Annotated in this window: 22 protein-coding genes; 15 read left to right on the forward strand and 7 right to left on the reverse strand. The window is 66.3% G+C overall.

Annotated features, from left to right (window positions below; translation table 11 throughout):
- Nucleotides 1–155: 155 nt before the first annotated feature.
- Entirely contained in the window at nucleotides 156–788 is a 633-nt protein-coding gene (locus tag C936_RS0105750; RefSeq protein WP_018138455.1) for a PEP-CTERM sorting domain-containing protein, read from the reverse strand.
- 331 nt (nucleotides 789–1,119) lie between these two features.
- Nucleotides 1,120–1,794, reverse strand: a complete 675-nt coding sequence (locus C936_RS0105755) for a PEP-CTERM sorting domain-containing protein (RefSeq protein ID WP_018138456.1) — start codon at nucleotides 1,792–1,794, stop codon at nucleotides 1,120–1,122.
- Nucleotides 1,795–2,363: 569 nt separating this feature from the next.
- Between C936_RS0105755 and glyA the strand changes: the two genes are divergently transcribed.
- From glyA to ribBA, 5 genes are all read left to right on the forward strand, one after another.
- On the forward strand, nucleotides 2,364–3,623 hold the full coding sequence (glyA, locus tag C936_RS0105760) for a serine hydroxymethyltransferase (protein ID WP_018138457.1): 1,260 nt from the start codon (nucleotides 2,364–2,366) through the stop codon (nucleotides 3,621–3,623).
- A gap of 22 nt (nucleotides 3,624–3,645) precedes the next feature.
- A complete protein-coding gene (gene nrdR, locus C936_RS0105765; protein ID WP_018138458.1) occupies nucleotides 3,646–4,197 on the forward strand; it encodes a transcriptional regulator NrdR in 552 nt (183 codons plus the stop codon).
- Nucleotides 4,197–5,372: a bifunctional diaminohydroxyphosphoribosylaminopyrimidine deaminase/5-amino-6-(5-phosphoribosylamino)uracil reductase RibD gene (gene ribD, locus C936_RS0105770; RefSeq protein ID WP_018138459.1), complete on the forward strand. Its 1,176-nt coding sequence runs from the start codon at nucleotides 4,197–4,199 to the stop codon at nucleotides 5,370–5,372. The genes nrdR and ribD overlap by 1 nt, the downstream gene beginning before the upstream one ends.
- A 138-nt stretch (nucleotides 5,373–5,510) precedes the next feature.
- Nucleotides 5,511–6,194, forward strand: a complete 684-nt coding sequence (locus C936_RS0105775; protein ID WP_018138460.1) for a riboflavin synthase — start codon at nucleotides 5,511–5,513, stop codon at nucleotides 6,192–6,194.
- Between the two features lie 27 nt (nucleotides 6,195–6,221).
- Nucleotides 6,222–7,328: a bifunctional 3,4-dihydroxy-2-butanone-4-phosphate synthase/GTP cyclohydrolase II gene (gene ribBA, locus C936_RS0105780; protein WP_018138461.1), complete on the forward strand. Its 1,107-nt coding sequence runs from the start codon at nucleotides 6,222–6,224 to the stop codon at nucleotides 7,326–7,328.
- 28 nt (nucleotides 7,329–7,356) lie between these two features.
- Here ribBA and C936_RS15010 read toward each other — a convergent pair whose 3' ends face one another.
- Both C936_RS15010 and C936_RS0105790 read right to left on the reverse strand, forming a co-directional pair.
- Nucleotides 7,357–7,521: a hypothetical protein gene (locus C936_RS15010; protein ID WP_018138462.1), complete on the reverse strand. Its 165-nt coding sequence runs from the start codon at nucleotides 7,519–7,521 to the stop codon at nucleotides 7,357–7,359.
- A 3-nt stretch (nucleotides 7,522–7,524) separates the two neighbouring features.
- Nucleotides 7,525–8,571 carry a folate-binding protein YgfZ gene (locus C936_RS0105790; protein WP_018649306.1) on the reverse strand — a complete coding sequence of 349 codons (1,047 nt, stop codon included), beginning with the start codon at nucleotides 8,569–8,571 and terminating at the stop codon, nucleotides 7,525–7,527.
- A 188-nt stretch (nucleotides 8,572–8,759) separates the two neighbouring features.
- Between C936_RS0105790 and sdhC the strand changes: the two genes are divergently transcribed.
- The 8 genes from sdhC to C936_RS0105830 all read left to right on the forward strand — a co-directional run bounded on the left by sdhC (nucleotide 8,760) and on the right by C936_RS0105830 (nucleotide 14,192).
- Entirely contained in the window at nucleotides 8,760–9,140 is a 381-nt protein-coding gene (sdhC, locus tag C936_RS0105795; protein ID WP_018138464.1) for a succinate dehydrogenase, cytochrome b556 subunit, read from the forward strand.
- The gene (sdhD, locus tag C936_RS0105800; RefSeq protein ID WP_018138465.1) at nucleotides 9,137–9,475 is read left to right on the forward strand and encodes a succinate dehydrogenase, hydrophobic membrane anchor protein; all 339 of its coding nucleotides are present in this window, start codon (nucleotides 9,137–9,139) and stop codon (nucleotides 9,473–9,475) included. Before sdhC ends, sdhD begins: the two co-directional genes overlap by 4 nt.
- A complete protein-coding gene (sdhA, locus tag C936_RS0105805; protein ID WP_018649307.1) occupies nucleotides 9,472–11,247 on the forward strand; it encodes a succinate dehydrogenase flavoprotein subunit in 1,776 nt (591 codons plus the stop codon). The genes sdhD and sdhA overlap by 4 nt, the downstream gene beginning before the upstream one ends.
- A 212-nt stretch (nucleotides 11,248–11,459) precedes the next feature.
- The gene (locus tag C936_RS0105810; protein WP_018138467.1) at nucleotides 11,460–12,161 is read left to right on the forward strand and encodes a succinate dehydrogenase iron-sulfur subunit; all 702 of its coding nucleotides are present in this window, start codon (nucleotides 11,460–11,462) and stop codon (nucleotides 12,159–12,161) included.
- Complete coding sequence (locus tag C936_RS0105815; RefSeq protein WP_018175480.1) at nucleotides 12,161–12,415, forward strand: succinate dehydrogenase assembly factor 2; 255 nt, start codon at nucleotides 12,161–12,163, stop codon at nucleotides 12,413–12,415. Before C936_RS0105810 ends, C936_RS0105815 begins: the two co-directional genes overlap by 1 nt.
- Nucleotides 12,369–13,322, forward strand: a complete 954-nt coding sequence (locus C936_RS0105820; RefSeq protein WP_018862921.1) for a NifU family protein — start codon at nucleotides 12,369–12,371, stop codon at nucleotides 13,320–13,322. The genes C936_RS0105815 and C936_RS0105820 overlap by 47 nt, the downstream gene beginning before the upstream one ends.
- 43 nt (nucleotides 13,323–13,365) lie before the next feature.
- Nucleotides 13,366–13,779: an ATP-binding protein gene (locus C936_RS0105825; RefSeq protein ID WP_018138470.1), complete on the forward strand. Its 414-nt coding sequence runs from the start codon at nucleotides 13,366–13,368 to the stop codon at nucleotides 13,777–13,779.
- 77 nt (nucleotides 13,780–13,856) lie between these two features.
- On the forward strand, nucleotides 13,857–14,192 hold the full coding sequence (locus C936_RS0105830; protein ID WP_018138471.1) for an STAS domain-containing protein: 336 nt from the start codon (nucleotides 13,857–13,859) through the stop codon (nucleotides 14,190–14,192).
- Nucleotides 14,193–14,237: 45 nt separating this feature from the next.
- Here C936_RS0105830 and C936_RS0105835 read toward each other — a convergent pair whose 3' ends face one another.
- Nucleotides 14,238–14,441 (reverse strand): hypothetical protein, encoded by a 204-nt coding sequence (locus C936_RS0105835; RefSeq protein WP_018138472.1) that lies wholly within the window; start codon nucleotides 14,439–14,441, stop codon nucleotides 14,238–14,240.
- 44 nt (nucleotides 14,442–14,485) lie between these two features.
- Nucleotides 14,486–14,710, reverse strand: coding sequence for a hypothetical protein (locus C936_RS0105840; RefSeq protein WP_018138473.1), 225 nt, complete (start codon nucleotides 14,708–14,710; stop codon nucleotides 14,486–14,488).
- Between the two features lie 219 nt (nucleotides 14,711–14,929).
- Between C936_RS0105840 and C936_RS0105845 the strand changes: the two genes are divergently transcribed.
- Nucleotides 14,930–15,430: a DUF302 domain-containing protein gene (locus C936_RS0105845; protein WP_018138474.1), complete on the forward strand. Its 501-nt coding sequence runs from the start codon at nucleotides 14,930–14,932 to the stop codon at nucleotides 15,428–15,430.
- A 235-nt stretch (nucleotides 15,431–15,665) separates the two neighbouring features.
- A complete protein-coding gene (locus C936_RS0105850) occupies nucleotides 15,666–19,001 on the forward strand; it encodes a GGDEF domain-containing phosphodiesterase (RefSeq protein ID WP_018138475.1) in 3,336 nt (1,111 codons plus the stop codon).
- On the opposite strand, the gene C936_RS0105855 is transcribed toward C936_RS0105850, so the two are convergent.
- On the reverse strand, nucleotides 18,998–19,375 hold the full coding sequence (locus C936_RS0105855; protein ID WP_018138476.1) for a winged helix-turn-helix domain-containing protein: 378 nt from the start codon (nucleotides 19,373–19,375) through the stop codon (nucleotides 18,998–19,000). The genes C936_RS0105850 and C936_RS0105855 overlap by 4 nt on opposite strands.
- Nucleotides 19,376–19,486 lie beyond the last annotated feature (111 nt).

Below are 19,486 nucleotides of genomic sequence, written 5' to 3' on the forward strand. Positions count from 1 at the left end.
CGTTCAGGTCGACTGTGCCTGCGGGCCGGGGGCGATGGGGATCGCCTCGCCTTCGGTCATCCGCGGTCCTGTGCAGGCCCCTCTTCAATCAGGGTAAAGGACACGCCCGACAGGCGTGCCCTTGATGGCGCGGCGACGGGCCGTTGGGCGTTCGCCTAGGCCGGAAAACGGGGCCCCTGGCGTCGGTTCCGGCGAAGCATCAGCCCGAGCAGGCCGAGCCCCAGTCCCATCAGCAGCATCGTCTTCGGTTCGGGGACGGTGCCGACCGCGCCCGAACGGTAATAGACGCTGATATGCGAGATGTTGCGTGTGGCCACACCCGGATAGCTGAAGGGCGGTTGGGTGAAGGGTGAGCTGTAATCGCCATTGATCCCGGTCATCAGGAAGCCGACCAGGTTGGTGCCGCTGCCATGACTGAACACGAACAGCAGGTCTCCATAGTCCCATTCGGAATCGAGGTTCCATTGCCCGCTGTGGCGATTGCCATCAAAGCTGGCGAGGGTCGAGCTGTTCGACCCGGGGGAGGTCCAGCGGCCGTCGAATAGCCAGTCGCTGATTCCGAAGAATCCGGTGTCGCCCGCGGTATTCACAAGCCAGCTGGAGGGATCGCCGGTGGTGGAGTCGGTGGCTGCGCCATCCAGTGGCGACAAAATCTGACAGCCGAGATTGTTGGTGACCTTGTCACCGACGTTGCCGGACAGGGCAGTGCAATCGAGCAGTGCGGCCTGGGTGGCCCCGGAGAGCGACAGGGTCAACAGGAACACCGTTCCGGCCAGGAACGAGAGCAATGGCTTGCATGACATCGAGCTTACCTCCATGGGACGAAAGTCCCTCCATGGTTTCTCATGAATGCGGCTGGGGCGCGGATCGCCTGAAAGTGCCATCACTCACAAGGCGGGAATGCAGCACGCTTCGTGCCATGTTCGACGAGATGGGGGATTCGGGCGATGAAACAATCGCTTGTGAGATTTGATGTGGAGAGGCGGTCGTGGGTTACGGCCGAGATGTAAAAGAACCGGACATGTTCGGTCGAGGCGAGCGAATCACTGTGGATCAGGAGGCATGAACGAAATGATGGCGCCACATGGGCGCCATCATGCCAAGTCGAGCAGGACGTGATCAGGCCGCCATCGTGTCCCTGCGTGCTTTGCGGCGGACGGCGATACCCAGCAAGCCCAGACCCAGACCCAGTAGCAACAGTGTGTGGGGCTCCGGTACCTGCCCGTTCGGACGGTAGTAGATGCTCACGTGGGAGATGTCTTTGGGGCTTGCACCCGGGAAGTCAAACGGCGGGTCAATGAATGGCGAGAGGTAGCTGCCGTTATAGCCAGTCATCAGGAACCCGGTCAGATTGGTGCCGCGGCCATCCTTGAACAGGAACAGCAGGTCGCCGTAGACAAAGCTCGGATCCAGTGTCCAGGTCCCGCCCTGGGAGGTTCCGTCCAGCGTGACCAGGTTGAGGGTCGGATCGGCCGGATCAAACTCCAGCGGATCGCCGTTGCTGTTCGGCGGATCTTCCCAGCGGCCATCGAACTGCCAGTCACTGATGCCGAAAAAGCCCGTGCCACCGGCCGTGTTGACGATCCAGTTGGATGGGTCGCCTCCCACAGGGTCGTTTGCATGCCCATCCAGGGGTTCGAGGATCTGGCAGCCGATGTTGGCGGTGACGCGGTTTTCAACGCCGCCATCCAGGCTGGCGCAGCTGATCAACGAAGCCTGTGCGGCGCCGGAAAGGCCCAGGCCCAGCAACAGGGCGGCACTCGCGAAATAGGGTGTAGTACGTTTGGGGTTCATTCGATGCACCTTCCCTGGGAATAGCCCCCTGGGTGGCTTGCGCGGATCCGGCCCATCCGGTCCTTGTGCACTCAGGGCTATGCAGAAACGGTGCCATTCCCATATGCGCGCTAATTCATTCGAAAAAACAGACCGATAGGAGGATGCGCCTTTTGCCGGATGGCAGCGGGACTGGATGGGCGTAAAAAAGTGTGACACCGACGACTACGCCGTTCGGGTGAGTGGCGCCCGGCGGGTACATTCTCAGTGCCGCGAGAGGGGTTTACCCGGCCAGGATTGGGTGTAAAGAAACGGGACACCAGGCCGTGCGCGCCGGAGGCCATGGCTACCCTGTCGAGCTTGCCCGGCAGCGCGCAATAGGCCGTATGTAGCTGAAAATACGGAAGGCTTTGGATTCTTGCGTTGTGCGCTACCTGGACGGTGGTCTGGCCATGGCGTGGCGGCCACCTGAAAAAAAGCCCCGCATCCCCTATCATTACGCGTCTTTGTTTCCCCCTTCCCAGGCCTGCGCCGGTGAGTCGGCGCGCCGGGAAACCGAATCCACGAAAGTAATGAAACGGGAGATCCGAATGTTTTCGATCGACATGAGTATCCACGGCTACGACGACGAACTCTGGGGCGCCATCAGCAAGGAGGCGCAGCGCCAGGAAGAGCATATCGAGCTGATCGCCTCCGAGAACTACACCAGCCCGCGCGTGATGGAGGCCCAGGGCTCCGTGCTGACCAACAAGTACGCCGAGGGCTATCCGGGCAAGCGCTACTACGGTGGCTGCGAGTATGTGGATATCGTCGAGCAGCTCGCGATCGATCGCCTCAAGCAGCTCTACGGCGCCGACTACGCGAACGTGCAGCCGCATTCCGGCTCGCAGGCCAACGCGGCCGTGTACATGGCCCTGCTGCAGCCGCATGACACCGTGCTGGGCATGAGCCTGGACGCCGGCGGTCACCTGACCCACGGCGCCAAGCCGAACTTCTCCGGCAAGATCTACAACGCGGTGCAGTACGGCATCACCGACGAGGGTCTGATCGACTACGACGAGGTCCAGCGCCTGGCCACCGAGCACCAGCCGAAGATGATCGTCGCCGGCTTCTCCGCCTACTCGCGCGTGGTCGACTGGAAGCGCTTCCGCGAGATCGCCGATTCCGTGGGCGCCTACCTGATGGTGGACATGGCCCACGTCTCCGGCCTGATCGCCGCCGGCGAATACCCGAACCCGATCGACCACGCCCACGTGGTCACTTCCACCACGCACAAGTCCCTGCGCGGGCCGCGTGGCGGCTTCATCATCACCAAGGGCCAGCCGGAGCTGAACAAGAAGTTCCAGTCGCTGATCTTCCCGGGTACCCAGGGCGGCCCGCTGATGCACGTGATCGCCGGCAAGGCGGTGGCCTTCAAGGAGGCCCTGGAGCCGGAATTCAAGACCTATCAGAAGCAGGTGATCGCCAACGCCCGCGCGATGGCCGAGGTCCTGGTCGAGCGTGGCTACGACATCGTCTCCGGCGGGACCGACAATCACCTGTTCCTGCTGAGCCTGGTGTCCAAGGGCATGACCGGCAAGGCCGCGGACGCCGCGCTGGGTCGCGCCAACATCACGGTCAACAAGAACGCCGTGCCCAACGATCCGGAATCCCCATTCGTGACCTCCGGCATCCGCATCGGCACCGCCGCTCTGACCACGCGTGGCTTCACCGAAGCGGAGTCGCGCGAGCTGGCCGGCTGGATCGCCGACGTGCTGGACGACCACGAGAACGAGCAGGTGATCGACGCGACCCGCGACAAGGTCGTCGAGATCTGCCGCCGCTTCCCGGTCTACGGCGCCCCCGAATAACGCGGCGTAGCGGCGGCCCGCCATGCGCTGCCCGGCCTGTGGCGCTCAGGACACCCGCGTGGTCGACTCGCGGGTGGCCGGTCCGGAGCAGGAGCAGATCCGGCGTCGGCGCGAGTGCCGCGAGTGCCGGGCGCGCTTCACCACCTTCGAGCGGGCGGAGTTCAGCCTGCCGCGGGTGGTCAAGCGCTCCGGCGAGCGCGTTGCCTTCGACGAAGACAAGTTGCGCAGTGGTCTGCGCCGGGCGTTGCACAAGCGCCCGGTGAAGACCGAGGATGTCGAGCGCGTGATCGACGACATCAAGCGCCAGCTCGCGTCCCTGGCGGCCCCCGAGGTCAAGTCCGACCGTATTGGCGAAATGGTCCTGGCAGCCTTGCATGCCCTGGACCATGTGGCCTATATCCGTTTTGCCTCCATCTATCTGAGCTTTGCCAGTGTGCAGTCCTTCCGCGAGGCCATCGAGCGGCTCGAGGATGACCTGACGCCGGAGATGCGCCGTTCACAGCTGCGCCTGATCGATGAGGGACTCGCCGACACGGATGCCGCCGCACCGGGGGATTCGCAGGAGGGCAGTTGATGGCACAGCCGGGACACGAACAGGCGGTGGAGGATCGGCGTCACATGGCGCGGGCGCTGGAGCTGGCCGACTATGGCCGCTTCAGTGCCGATCCCAATCCTCGGGTGGGCTGTGTGCTGGTGCGCGATGGCGAGGTCGTCGGAGAGGGGCTGCACTGGTGTGCCGGCGAGCCGCACGCCGAGGTGAACGCCCTGCACGCGGCCGGCGAAGCCGCGCGCGGGGCCACTGTCTACGTGACGCTCGAGCCGTGCAGTCACCACGGTCGCACTCCTCCCTGTACCGAGGCGCTGATCCAGGCCGGCGTGGCCCGGGCCGTGATTGCGATGCAGGACCCGAACCCGCGGGTCTGTGGTGGCGGCATGGAGGCGCTGCGCGCGGCCGGGATCGAGGTCGAAACCGGCGTACTCGAGGCCGAGGCCCGGGCACTGAACCCGGGCTTTGTCCAGCGCATGGAGCAAGGACGTCCCTGGGTCCGGATCAAGCTCGCGGCGAGCCTGGACGGGCGCACGGCGATGGCCTCGGGCGAGTCCCGCTGGATTACCGGCGAGGCCGCGCGTCGCGACGTACAGCTGTGGCGGGCGCGCGCCGGGGCGATTCTGACCGGCAGCGGTACCGTGGTGGCCGACGACCCGCGCCTGACCGTGCGCATGAAACCGCATCAGCTGGCTGCCCAGGCCGGTTTTCCTGATGACCCGCACTACTCGGATCTGCCCACCCGGCAGCCGCTCAGGGTGATCCTGGATGCCCGGCTGCGCACGCCCCCCGGCGCCCAGATCCTGAAGAGCGGGCCTGTGTGGGTCCTGACCGGGCCGGATGCCGCGCGTTCGCCGGTCGCGGATACGTTGCGCGGGCATGGCGCGGATGTGCGGCCGATCGCGCTGGCCAGCGACTCGCCCGAGGGCGGACTGGACCTCGGCGAGGTGCTGGTGGAGCTGGCACGCGCCGAGGTAAACGAACTGCATGTCGAGTCCGGCCCCGGTCTGGCCGGCGCCCTGGCCCGCGGGGGCTGGGTGGACGAGTGGCTGTTGTACCAGGCGCCGTTGCTGCTGGGCTCGAGTGCCCGTCCGCTGGTGGAGTGGCCGCTGGCGCGCATGGACGAACGCGCGGAGCTGGAGATCCTCGAGAGCCGCTGGGTCGGTGACAGCCTGCGCCTGCGGGCCCGTCCGCGCTCCTGATGGTCCGATCGTCCTGCACCTTGTCGGGTGCTAAATCCATACGTCCTCCATCGTGTGGTGCGAACGCCTTCGCGTTTCCCTAAGATGGGCGGCTCGCGGCGTCCCTTCCCGGGGCGGCCTGTAACCGAAGCAAGGCCCATGTTCACCGGAATCATCGAGACCCTTGGCAGCCTGGATCGCCTGACGCCCAGCGGCGGCGACGTGCGCCTGCATGTGAATGCCCCCGGGATGGACCTGTCGGACACACGCCTGGGCGACTCCATCGCGGTCAACGGCGTGTGTCTGACCGTGACCGACCTGACGGGCGCGGGCTTCGCCGCCGATGTCTCGCGCGAGTCCCTGAACGTGACCACGCTGGGCGGGCTGGGGCCGGGCGACCGGGCCAACCTGGAGCGGGCCCTGGCGCTGGGCGACCGCCTCGGGGGCCACATGGTCTCGGGCCACGTCGATGGCGTCGGCGAGGTGGTCGCGATGGAGCCGGACGCACGCTCGACCCGCGTGCGCTTTCGCGCCCCCGCCGCGCTGGCGCGCTACATCGCCGCGAAAGGCTCGATCACCATCGATGGCACCAGTCTGACCGTGAACCGCGTCGACGGGGCCGAGTTCGAGGTCAACATCATCCCCCACACCTGGTCGCTGACCCGCTTCTCTGTCTACGCGGTGGGCACGCCGGTGAACCTGGAGGTGGACCTGATCGCGCGCTACCTCGAGCGCCTGATGCTGGGCGAGCGCGCGGCGGAGCCGGGCGTGGGCGCGGGTGATCTGTCCGAGGCCTGGCTGGCCGAACAGGGCTTCCCCAATCATTCCGGGTCGCGCGACTGAGCGCACGGCCCCCGACCGAAGGCACGCATGGAATTTTCCAATACCGAAACCATCCTCGAGGAACTGCAGGCCGGGCGCATGGTGGTCATCGTCGACGACGAGGACCGCGAGAACGAGGGCGATCTGCTGATGCTCGCCTCGCATGTGCGCCCCGAGGACATCAACTTCATGGCCAAGTACGGCCGCGGGCTGATCTGCCTGACGCTGACCCGCGAGCGCTGCAAGCAGCTCGCGCTGCCGCTGATGGTGACCGACACCAACGATGTGCACGGCACCAACTTCACGCTGTCCATCGAGGCCGCCGAGGGCGTGACTACGGGTATTTCCGCCTATGACCGCGCGCACACCATCCGCACGGCCGTGGCGCCCAACGCGCAGCCGGGTGACATCGTCCAGCCGGGACATGTCTTTCCGCTGATGGCGCAGCCGGGCGGGGTGATCGTGCGCGCCGGCCATACCGAGGCCGGTTGCGACCTCGCGCGCCTGGCCGGGGCCGAGCCGGCCGCGGTGATCGTGGAGATCCTCAACGAGGACGGTACGATGGCGCGGCGCCCGGACCTCGAGCGCTTCTGTGCCGAACACGACCTGAAGATGGGCACGATCGAGGACCTGATCCGCTACCGCATCGAGAACGAGAAGACCGTTCAGCGCGTCTCGGAGCGCCCGTTCCCGACCGCGCACGGCGAATTCCGCCTGCTGTCATTCCAGGACGAGGTCGACCACCAGCTACACTTTGCGCTGGTGCGCGGCGAGCCGAAGCCGGAGCAGGGCACCCTGGTGCGCGTGCACCTGGAAAACACGCTGCATGACACCCTGGGCTATGCCGGCCCGGATCGTGGCTGGCCGCTGGACGACGCTCTGCGCCGCATCGACGAGGCGGGCGAGGGCGTCGTGGTGGTGCTGCGCAAGCACGAGAGCGCCGAGGCCCTGGCGCAGCGCCTGGAACAGCTCGGGCAGCCGCCGCAGGAGGAGCGTGGCGGGCGCGAGAATTCGGCCGAGTGGCGCATGTACGGCATCGGCGCGCAGATCCTGGCGGACTGCGGCGTGGGCCGCATGAAGCTGATGTCCGCGCCCAAGCGCTTCCATGGCCTGGGCGGTTTCGGGCTCGAGGTCGTCGACTACATTCACGAGTAGCGCAGGGCACTCCTCGTGCTCGTCTGCGCTATATCACCCCGTCCAGGCGCAGGTAGCCGATCAGGAATAGCACGGCGAGGACCCCGGACAGCACGTACAGCCAATTGGACAGCGTCGGGTTGTTGGGGCGGCTGAAGAAGGCCGCCCACAGCGCGAGCAGGATCAGGACGAAGAAGAAGAACAGGAATCGCATGGCTTAGGCTCCTTCCGGTACCGCGTAGGGCAGGTCGACGACCTCCGCCCGCGGGCCATCCGGTGCCCCCCAGTGCAGCTCGCCTTCGGCGGCCGCCACCTGCACCACCGCCAGGGCCGAGTAGAGGCCGTCCGGGTGCAGTTCCGCGGCCACGATCTCGCCGTCCGACTGCTCCGGGTTGCCTCCGGCGCGAAATACCGGTGAGCCCGGCTGCGGCAGCTCCGAGGCGGGGATTGCCAGGCGGAACATGCGCCGCTTCAGCTTGCCGAGGTAGTGCATGCGGGCCACCACCTCCTGTCCCGGGTAGCAGCCCTTCTCGAAGTTGATCGCCCCCAGCGCGTGCAGGTTCAGCATCTGCGGCACGAACATCTCGCTGGTCGCCTCGACCACGGTCGGCATCCCGGCGAGGATGTCGAGCAGGGCCCACTCGCGCGGCCCCACCGGGCCCGAGCGCACGTTCAGCTTGTCCCAGGCGGTGCGCATCGGTTCGAGCTCGCCGAACAGCTCGTAACGCGGGTGCACCCCGGGCACGCGCACGATGGTCACGCCGTCTTTCTCGACCACGTCGTCCACGTTCGCGGGGCGGGCGCCCAGTGCGTTGTTCAGTTCGGTTTCGGCGTCGGGGCCGGAAAACCCGAAGTGGATGCGCGAGTCGTCGGCGCGCTCGATCACCACATGGGCCCGCAGCACGAACATCCGCAACCGCTTGGCGATGGTCTCGATGCGGTCAGCCGGCATCTCCAGGAGGTAGCTGTCCGCGGTGCGCAGCACGCGAAACACCGCGTAGGCGCGCCCTTTGGGGCTGGAGTAGCTGGAAATCTGGCTGTGGCTGGCATCGACCTGGGTGATGTCGTTGCCGAACTGGCCCTGCAGGAACTCGGTCGCGTCCTCGCCGCGGACCTCCAGCAGGCCCCGGTGGGACAGGTCGCAGATCACCTCGCCATTGATGGCCATGCGGCGTTCGCGTTCGGGGTTTCCGTAGTGCAGGAGGTCGTCGTCCTCGAACTCGGCCCCGGCGTCGATCAGGTGATTCTTCCAGTCTTCGCGCATCGAAAACTCTCCCGTGGCAGCGCGTCGTGTGTCCGTTCGGCTGGTGGCCTTGGGGACCCACGGCGGCGGATTGAGGTGGTAAGCTCAACACAGGTCGGGCGACCGGCTGAACCAAGCGGGTCGATAGTAGACGAACCTCTTGCAGGGTGTCAGCCCGACATTTTTCATCATCCGGTTTTGGGGGTGGCATGAGTTCTCCGGCACGGCCCGTTTTCCTGGATCTGCGCAAGATCCGCCTACCGCTGAATGCCGTAGTTTCCATCCTGCACCGTATTACCGGGATTCTCCTGATTCTCGCCATCCCCGTGCTGTTGTGGCTGCTGGATCGCTCGCTGGCGAGCCCGGAGGGCTTTGCGCAGGTGGCCGCGATCATCCGGCACCCGGTCGGGCTGGCGCTGCTGCTGATCGGCCTGTGGTGGCTGCTGCATCACCTGTTCGCGGGGATTCGTTATCTGCTGATGGAGTTCGGCATCGGGGAGGACCGGGCCGGCTCGCTGCGCACCGCGCGTGATGCCCTGTACGCCGCAATCTTCGCCACGCTCGCCGTCTGGCTGGGGCTGATCCTGTGAGGCTGCTGTCGGGGCAGGGCGCCTGGCTGCTGCAGCGGATCACCGCGGTCTACGTGGGGCTGTTCGTGATCGCAGCCCTGGGATATTTCCTGATCGCCCCGCCGGCCGATCACGCGGCCTGGGTGGCGGTGATCGCGCACCCGGTGGTGGCGCTGGGCAGTGCACTGTTTGTCGTGCTCCTGCTGCTGCATGCGTGGATCGGGCTGCGCGATGTCGTGCTCGACTACGTGAAGCCGCTGGCGCTGCGCCTGACCGTGCTGACCCTCGGCGCGGGCGCGCTCATCCTTCTGGGCCTGTGGGCCCTCTACCTCCTGATTCGAACGGGGCTTGCATGAATCTGACCCGGCGCAAATTCGACGCGCTGATCATCGGCGCCGGTGGCGCGGGCCTGCGCGCCGCGCTGCAGCTGTCCAACGGCGATGCCAAGGTCGCGGTGGTCTCCAAGGTGTTTCCCACGCGTTCGCACACGGTCGCCGCGCAGGGCGGGGTAAACGCCGCGCTGGCCAACGTGCTGCCGGACTCCTGGCACTGGCACATGTTCGACACCGTGAAGGGCTCGGACTACCTGGGCGACCAGGATGCGATCGAGTACATGTGCCGCGCGGCGCCCAAGGTGGTCTACGAGCTGGACCACTTCGGCGTGCCGTTCTCGCGTCTGGACAACGGCAACATCTACCAGCGCGCCTTCGGCGGGCAGAGCCAGAACTTCGGTCAGGACCAGGCGGCGCGTACCTGTGCGGCGGCCGACCGTACCGGGCACGCGATTCTGCACTCGCTGTACCAGCAGAACCTGCGCGCACGCACGCACTTTTTTGACGAGTACTTCGCGGTGGACCTGCTGCGCGACGAGCAGGGCTTCGTGCTCGGTGTGCTGGCCTTCGAGATCCTGACCGGCGAGCCGATCGTGATCGAGGCCAAGACCACGCTGATCGCCACCGGCGGGGCGGGGCAGCTGTTCCGCACCACCACCAACGCCCTGATCAACACCGGCGACGGCATGGCGATGGCGCTGCGCGCCGGGGTGCCGCTGGAGGACATGGAGTTCGTGCAGTTCCATCCGACCGGGATCGCCGGGCGCGGGATGCTGATTACCGAGGGCGCGCGCGGCGAGGGCGGGTTCCTGATCAACTCCGAGGGTGAGCGCTTCATGGAGCGCTATGCCCCGCGGGCGAAGGACCTGGCCTCGCGCGACGTGGTCAGCCGTTCCATCGCCACCGAGGTGCGCGAGGGCCGGGGCTGCGGGCGCAATGCCGACCATGTGCTGCTGGATCTGCGCCACCTGGGCGCGGACACGATCATGCAGCGTCTGCCGGGCATCCGCGAGACCAGCATGACCTTCCTCGGCGTGGACCCGATCGAGGCCCCGATCCCGGTGTTCCCCACCTGCCACTACAGCATGGGCGGGATCCCGACCAACCGCTTCGGCCAGGTGGTGGCGCCGGTCAAGGACACCCCGGAGGACCCGGTTCCGGGGCTGTACGCGGCCGGCGAGGCCGCCTGTGTCTCGGTGCACGGGGCCAACCGCCTGGGCGGCAACTCGCTGCTGGATATCCTCGTATTCGGGCGTGCGGCGGCCAATCACATCCTCGAGTACCTGGGCGAGAACCGCTATCACCGGCCGCTGGACGAGACGGCGGTGGAGCAGGCGATGGCGCGGCTCACGCGCTGGGACCGCAAGGACCCGGGCGACGGCTCCGCCGAGCAGGTCGAACCGCTCAAGCGCGAACTGCGCAAGGTGATGGAGGACCACTGCTCGGTGTTCCGCAGCGACGAGGTGATGCGCGAGGGGGTGGAGAAGGTCCGCGCGCTGCGCGAGCGCTTGAACCACGCGGTGATCGCGGACCACTCGGCCACCTTCAACACCGCGCGGGTGGAGGCGATGGAGCTGGAGAACCTGATGGACTGCGCGATCGCGACCATCCGCTCCGCGCTGGGACGCGAAGAGAGCCGCGGGGCGCATTCGCGCATCGACTTCCCCGAGCGCGATGATCAGCACTGGCTCAAGCACAGCCTGTACTCCCTGGCGGACGACAGTCTGGACTACAAGCCGGTGCGCACCCAGCCGAACACCGTGCCCTCGTTCCCGCCGAAGGAGCGTGTCTATTGACGGCCGGTGCTGCTTGCAGGGAAGCCTCGTAGGATGCGATGAGCGCAGCGAATCGCATCAGGTGGTGCCAGTGAAAGCACCACGTTCGGTGCGTTTCGCGGGGCTCAACGCACCCTACGCACCCTGGGCTGTACGTGGCAGGAAGCGACGATCGCAGTCGGCCCCCTAGCGCGATGATGGGCCGCCGGTGGCGCCACTGAAAGGAGAGACGATTGGAATTCTCGATCTACCGCTTCAACCCGGAGACGGACACGCTGCCGAAGATGCAGCGCTTCACCCTGCCCGACGACCAGATCGAGCCGGGGATGATGCTGCTGGATGCCCTGCTGTTGCTGAAGGAGCAGGATGACTCGCTGGGCTTTCGCCGCTCCTGCCAGCACGGGGTCTGCGGCTCCGACGGCATGAACATTAACGGCATGAACGGCCTGGCCTGCATCACGCCACTGGCGGATCTGGAGGGGCCGGTCACGCTGCGTCCGTTCCCGGGGATGCCGGTGATCCGCGACCTGATCGTGGACATGGGCAACTTCTGGGAGCAGTACCGAAGAGCCGAGCCCTGGCTGGTCAACGACAGCCCGGAGCCCGAGGTCGAGCGCAAGCAGAGCCCGGAGGATCGTGACCAGCTGGACGGCCTGTACGAGTGCATCCTGTGCGGCTGCTGTTCCGCCGCCTGCCCGTCGTACTGGTGGAACCCGGACAAGTTCCTCGGCCCGGCCGCACTGCTGCAGGCCGCGCGCTTCATCCAGGACAGCCGCGACGAGGCCACCGATCACCGCCTGGCTGAGCTGGACGATGCCTGGAAGCTCTACCGCTGCCACACCATCATGAACTGCACGCAGGTCTGCCCGAAGGGCCTGAACCCGAGCCGGGCGATCGGCGATATCCGCCGCACCATGCTCAAGAAGTCGCTGTGATGGAACCCGACAGCCGCACCCGCTGGCGTTGCCGCCGCGGCATGCTGGAGAACGACTGGCTGCTCGGGCAGTTTCTCGCGCAGGGATATGCGCAACTGGACCAGGAGGGTCGCGATGCCTTCGAGCGCCTGCTCGACTACCCCGACAATGTGTTGCTGGATGTGGTCATGGGTCGCCAGACTACGGTGGACGACGGGATAGCGCGGCTTGTCCCGGCGATCCGCGCCGCCGCTGCGGCTGAGACTGCACCCTGACCCCGTCCTGCCGCGGCTCGCGCAGGCCGGGCAGATCCTGCTGGTCCTCGCCGTCTCCGGTTTTGTGCTGGTCTACAGCCCGTTGTGGATGCTGCTGCCCGTCTGGGGCCTGGCGGCCGTCGGCTGGTGGTGGCAGCGTCGCGATGCGGCACCGGACTGGGCCTGGCTGGGACAGACGCCGGAGGGGGATACCTGGGTCGCGACCCGCGAGGGCCTTCGCCAGGAACAGGTAACCTGGGTGGAGTTGTTGCCCGACAGCCGGGTCCTGGCCGGGATGGTCCTGCTGGTGCTGCGCGAACGGGACGGGGGGCGCCTGTGGCGGCTCTGGCTGCATGCCGCGCGCTTGGATCCTGATGACCTGCGCCGGCTGCGGGTCCGCCTGCGCTGGCCGCCAGTCGCAACACCGGAATCCGGTTGGCGCGTGCGGCTTCGGGCCGGGTGGGCATGGGGCGTTGCTATACTGGCGCGAATGCGATCATGCGGAGGACCGACCATGGCGGGACCCGACAAGGCACAGGTGATGGTGGACGTCTCCCACCTGCTGAACGACGACCCGGATCATGTGTACAGTGAGGACGAACTGGACGCGATCGAGGAGCTTGATCCGGAACTGGCCCTGCGCCTGGACCGGGCACAGACCTTCGCCGAGCGCGAGGCGTCCGATGTCCCGGCGGACGGGCCGATCGACGAAGATGCGGTGCGCGCGGCGATCGAGGAGGCACGGCGCATCCTGATGCAGGACGGCGGCGATATCGAGTTCGTGGAGCTCGACGGGCGCACCGTACGGGTGCGCTTGAAGGGGGCCTGCGTAGGCTGCCCGCGTTCGACGCTGGATCTGAAGAACGTGGTCGAGCGCCTGGTGCGCTCGCGCGCGCCGGGGGTTGCCAGCGTCGCGAATACCTTTTGACTCGACGGGCGTTCGCTCGTCGAGCGCCGGCAGGGAGTGCATGATGCAGCGGGCGTTCCGGATCCAGACTGAACTGCGGGAGATCCCGCGCCTGGCCGAGCAGGTGGAGGCCTTCTGCGAGGAGGCCGGCGTCTCGATGTCCTCGGTCTACCCGATTAATCTGGTGCTGGACGAGTGGCTGACCAATCTGATCACCTACGCCTTCGATGATGGCGCGGAGCACACCATCGAGGTGGAGCTGCGCAAGGCGGATGACGGGTTGACGATTACGGTCACCGACGACGGCCAGGCCTTCAATCCGCTGACCGATGCCCCCGAGGCCCAGCTCGACGGTGATATCGAGTCGCGTCAGGTCGGCGGGCTGGGGATTCATTTCATGAAGACGCTGATGGACGAGATCGACTACCGATCCGCCGATGGCGTCAATCGTCTGACCCTGCGCAAGCAACCGGTCTGATTCCGGTCGCGTCCGCGCGGTGTAGCGCGTGTGGGCGGGGCCGCTATTCAACGCAAACGAAAAGGCAAGGCGCACCGATGCAAGTCAACGAAGAGACGATCGACGGCGTGCTGGTCGTCAGTCCGACCGGCCGTCTGGACAGCAATACCTCGCCCGAATTCGAAGCCCATCTGTTCCAGCGGATGGAAGATCACCCGTCGCTGGTCATCCGCTTTGGCGACGTCGACTACATCTCCAGCGCGGGCCTTCGCGTGATGCTGATGACCGCGAAGAAGGTCAAGCAGAACGGTGGGAGACTGGTGCTGTGCGAGATCGGGGATCCGATTCGCGAGGTGTTCGAGATCAGCGGGTTCCTGACCATCCTCGAGGTGTGTGACGATCCCCTGGGGGCCGTGGAACAGGTCAACGCCTGATGGGAAAACCCGGCCCGGTCGCGGGCCGGGTGGCAGATCGGATCATTAATCCGCCGGGGGCATGTACTCGTGCCGGATGTGATCGGGCTGCGCGGGCAGCTGGATCCCGGCCTCCTCGAGCGCTTCGGTCAGTTCCTCGCATTCGTCCAGTTCATCGGCGCGCTTTTTCAGCGTGGCCAGGGCATCGGAGGCCTCCGCCTCCGGCATCGTGATCAGCAGTTCGCCGTTCTCGGCCTTTTCCAGGTGCATAACGTCCTCCTCGCGGGTTCCGTGTGTATACGAGCGGGCTCGCGTCAGTCCTCGATCGATGGCTGCTTGGGTGCGTGCTCGTCGAAGGCATGTGGCGGCTGGCGGAATTCGTTCCCCAGCTCGTAGACGCCCTGCTGCAGTACGGAGCCGAGCGCGCGCGCCCCGTTGCTGATCTCGCCCTCAAGCTCGGTGATGTTCTCCGCGATGCTCTCGGCGGTCTTCTTGTCGATCTTCAGGGTCAGGGTCCCGTCCTTCAGTGTGGCCTCCATGTCGTGCTCCTTGTCGTCTGGCTTCGTGGGTCGCGTCCGCATTGCCCGCAGGGGCTGGAGCGCGTCTGAATCGCATTCCGTTGATCTGGGTCAATACCTTCCCGCGCCGGTGCCCGAATAATGGCTCCGCAGCCTCCGGGAACTCTCCGGGCGGCCTCTAATCACAAGCTTGTGCCGATTCACGCCAGGAGAATTGCAATGACCAGAACGCTTACAAAGATGACATCACGCGCCGGTGCCCGGTTCCTGCCGATTTTCGCGATGCTGTTCGCGGGTTTGCTGCTCGCTGGTGCCGCCCAGGCCGGCAGCCATGGCGGCGAGCAGCCGGACATGGTCAAGGTCACGCCCAGCCCGATGTCCTTCCCGGACACGGTCGAGGCCTTCGAGGCCCAGGTGAAAGACGCCGGCTGGAGCGTGCTGAACAAGAACTACATGTCCGGTGTGCTCTCGCAGCGTGGTTTCACACTGGATCCGGTAGTCATCATCGACGTCTGCAGCGGGGAGTACAGCGCCCGCATTCTCGAGGAAGACGCGTTTCGGCCGGTCTCTGCCTTCATGCCCTGCCGCGTCAGCATCTACCAGGACAGCCAGGGGGATGTCTTTATCTCGCGGATGAACGTCCCGGCCTTCCTGCCGATGATGCCGGACGAGATTGCGGAGGTGATGGAACTCTCCAGCAACGAGATCGAGGCCATCATCGAGCAGACTGTAGCGGAATAATCCGCCTCGAACTCGACCCGCGGACCCGGAATTTGGGGGGCGCGGTTGATGAAGCAGCGAATGGGGCACGTCCGGGACGTGCCCCATTCGCTTTTGTGGGCATAATGCGCGAGCGGCATATCGCTTACCGATTATGTCGCCTGTCCGGAATGCGGCATGGATCGACCATTGGGAGCGGCATGCGAGTGAGCAGGGTGGGGCCGGACGAAAGCTGGCGCAGGTCACGCGGTACGGCGTGGACGGGCGGCTGCGCGTGAATGAACGCGTACACAGCCCCCTGCGCCCTGCAGCCTGGATTGCCGGTACCTACACGGTGCTGGGTCTGCTGTGGATTGCATTGTCTGATGCGGTGGTGGCCTGGTGGTCGGGTGGGCAGGTCGGCGACGCGCTGACAGTAGCGAATCTCGGGAAGGGCTTCGGGTTCGTGATCGTCTCGGGTATGGCCCTGTTGCTGGCCATCCGCTGGGTCCTGGCGCGCCCTCCGGAGGGGGGGGCAGTCACCAGCCCGCTGCGCCCCGGGGGTTTCGGCTACGGGCCCTGGCTATTGCTCGTGCTGGTCGTGATTGTCTCGATCATCGGGGCCACCCTGGTGACCTACCATGTGCAGTACGCCTCGGCCCAGCGGCAGGCGCAAGAGGAACTGCACCGCTCTGCCTTCCTGAAAGCCGGGCTGCTGGATCGCTGGCTGGCCGAGCGCGAAGGCGATGCGATGGTACTCGCCGAGGCGCGGGACTTCTCCGTCTTTGCACGAACCGCGGTCGAGATGCAGTCGGCGCTGGCGTTGGAACAGGTCCGTCACCGCCTGGAACTGATGCACGAGCGCTACGACTATGACGCCATCACGCTGATTGACCGCGACTGGCGCCCGATTGTCGAGGTGGGGCACAACTCGCTGGACCATGCCGCGGTGGACAAGGCGGTGACGGAGGCCCTGGTCAGCGGCGAGGTGAGCACCCCCCATCTGCATGCGAATGCCCGGGGCGAGGCCCGTATCAGCTGGGCGGTCCCCGTCGAGGACCGCGTGGACCCGGAGGGCGAGGCGGTTGCTGTAGTCGTGTTGTCCTCCGGTATCGAGACGCTGCGGGCGCTCCTGACCGTGGGCGAGGAAGCGGGCACCGTGGACCCGCATGTAGTGGCTCGGGAGGACGCACGCTGGGCTACGATCGCGCGGATCGAGGCAGGGGGCGGACGAATTATCGACCCGCCCGAGGCCTTTGCGCGCTTGCGCAGCGAGCTGCTCGATCAGGAACGAGACGGTGTGCGCGTGGCGTTGTTCGATGACGCCGATGGTGGTTTTCTGGCGGGCGTACAGCCACTGTCGGCGCCGGGATGGGACCTGATCCTCAAGCGAGATGTCGCACCCCTGGCGATCGTTCCGCGCCAGCAGGCGATCTGGATGGGGGCGGCCACACTCTTTGTATGGCTGGTCGTGCTGGCAGGGGGCGGTCTGCTTTGGCGTCAGCAATGGCTGCGCCATCACTTGCAGCTGATGCATTCGCATGCCGAGCAGGACCGTCTGCTGCGGTTGTACTTCGACATGCCGTTTCTGGGCATGGCGATCTCGTATCCGGGCGGCAGGGGCTGGGAGCGGGTCAACCCGTTCCTGGCACAGATGCTGGGCTACTCGCCAGAGGAACTGGTGCGGACCGACTGGGATCGGCTGGCGGTGCCCGAGGATCGCGGCTGTGAAGCGCCGCTGGACGCGGCCATGCAGGCCGGCGAGCGGGATAGTTACAGCATCCAGAAGCGACTGCTGCGCCGGGATGGGCGCGTTCTGGTCACCGACATCGATGTGAAGTGCACGCGTACCGCCGACGGCGCCGTGGATCGCGTGGTCGCAACCATCGAGGATATCACCGAGCGGCGCGAGGAGGAGGAGCGCCGACGGCTGGCCTCGGTGGTATTCGAGAACACCCGCGAGGGCGTGGTGATTACCGACGCCACCGCCCATATCCTGTCGGTCAATGGCGCATTCACCGAGTTGATGGGATATACCCAGGACGAGGTAGTGGGGCGCACGCCCAAGATGTTCCAGTCGGGTCGCCACGACCAGGCCTTCTACGCCAACATGCGGCGTCAGATCGAGACCGAAGGGCACTGGCAGGGCGAGATCTGGAACCGGCGCAAGACCGGCGAGATCTTCCCCGAGCTGCAAAGCATCACGGCAGTGCGCGATGACCAGGGTCGCCTGACACACTATGTCTCCGTGTTCGCGGATATCTCCCGCCTCAAGGCCTCGGAGGCCGAGCTCGACTTTCTCGCGCACCACGACCCCCTGACGGAACTGCCCAACCGCCGGTTGCTACGTGCTCGACTGGCACAGGCGATCGGGCTGATGCGGCGGCGTAATGGTCTGCTGGCGGTACTGATTATCGACGTTGACCGTTTTAAGGACATCAACGACTCAAGAGGGCATGCCGCGGGTGATCGCCTGCTGAAGATTGTCGCCGATCGTCTCCAGGCGGGGCGGCGGGGGACCGACACGGTCGCCCGCCTGGCCAGCGACGAGTTTGCCGTGCTGGCGGACAACCTGGCCCATGTGGATGATGCGGCACTGGTCGCTGAAGACATCCTTCGCGAAGTGGGGCGTCCGGCGGATATCGGTGATGGTGTCGAGATCGAGATCGCGGCGACGATTGGTATCGCGGTGTTCCCGGACCACGGGGCGGATGCCGAGACCCTGTTGCAGCAGGCCGGTACGGCGCTGTCGCGTGCCAAGGAAGACGGGCGCGGCGGCTATCGCTACTACTCGGATGCCTTTACTGAAGCGGCCCGCGAGCGCATCGACCTGAATGCGCGGCTGCGGCGCGCGATCGAGCAGGACAGCCTTGAGGTTCACTACCAGCCGCAGTATCGCGTCAGTGATGGTGTGCTGATCGGGGCCGAGGCCCTGCTGCGCTGGACCGATCCCGAACTGGGGCCCGTATCGCCCGGACGCTTCATTCCGGTGGCGGAGCAGACTGGCCTGATCGTGGAGCTGGGCGACTGGGTGCTGCGGCGCGTGCTGGCGCAGGGGCAGGCCTGGCGCGATGCCGGCTATCCGGCTGTACGCCTGGCGGTGAATGTCTCCGCACTCCAGTTTCAGCGGGTGGCGATCGACCAGCAGGTGGCCGATCTGCTGGAGGGGCATGGTTATCCGGCCAAGTATCTGGAGCTGGAGATTACGGAATCGGCACTGATGTTCGACCCCGAACGCGCCCGGCGTATCCTCCAGCGGCTGCGCGAGCGGGGCGTGAGCTTCGCGGTGGACGATTTCGGGACTGGGTATTCGTCCATGGCCCAGCTCAAGCGCTTCCCGGTCGATACGCTGAAGGTCGACAAGAGCTTCGTGGATGGCCTGGCGGCGGGTGCGCACGATGCTGATGACCGCTCGATTGCGCGGGCGATCGTGGCGCTGGGACACGGGCTGGGCCTGAGCGTGCTGGCAGAGGGGGTGGAGACGCGCGAGCAGCTCGGCGCGCTGCGCGAGCTGGGCTGCGATCACTACCAGGGCTATCTGGCCAGCCGCCCGCTACCCGCCGAGCGCTTTGCCACGTTGCTGGCCGAAGGGTTGGTGGCGGAAGAGTATTAGTCCGGGCGGGCTGGGTCGGTCAGGAATTCGCTGAAGTCGTCCAGCTCCTCGCGAATGGCCGCTGTCGCGCGGGCTTCCATCTCCCGGTAGCGCGCCAGTACCCGCTCGCCGAACTCCGTTACTTGTGCGCCGCCACCACCTGAGCCTCCCTTGGCCGTCTCGACCATGGGCTCACGGAAGCTCTGGTTCATCGTCTCGACCAGATCCCAGGCACGCCGGTACGACATGCCGACACTGCGTGCCGCGGCCGAGATGGAGCCCTTCTCGCGGATGGCCTCCAGCAGCATGGCTTTGCCCGGACCCATGGCCGTGACTTCGCCGAGCAGCACGCGCAGGCGCGGGGTTTGCGAGTGATCGGAGTGGTGTGTCGTCATGCCTTGGGTGCCCCGGGTGGAACGGATATGGTGCCCGGAATGGGGATCGCCGCCAAGGCACAAACGGTAGTAGGCCAGCCCCCTGGCCGATCGGCCCTTTCCGGCGCCCAA

It is taken from the genome of Thioalkalivibrio sp. ALJ4 (assembly GCF_000377225.1).
GTDB lineage: Bacteria > Pseudomonadota > Gammaproteobacteria > Ectothiorhodospirales > Ectothiorhodospiraceae > Thioalkalivibrio.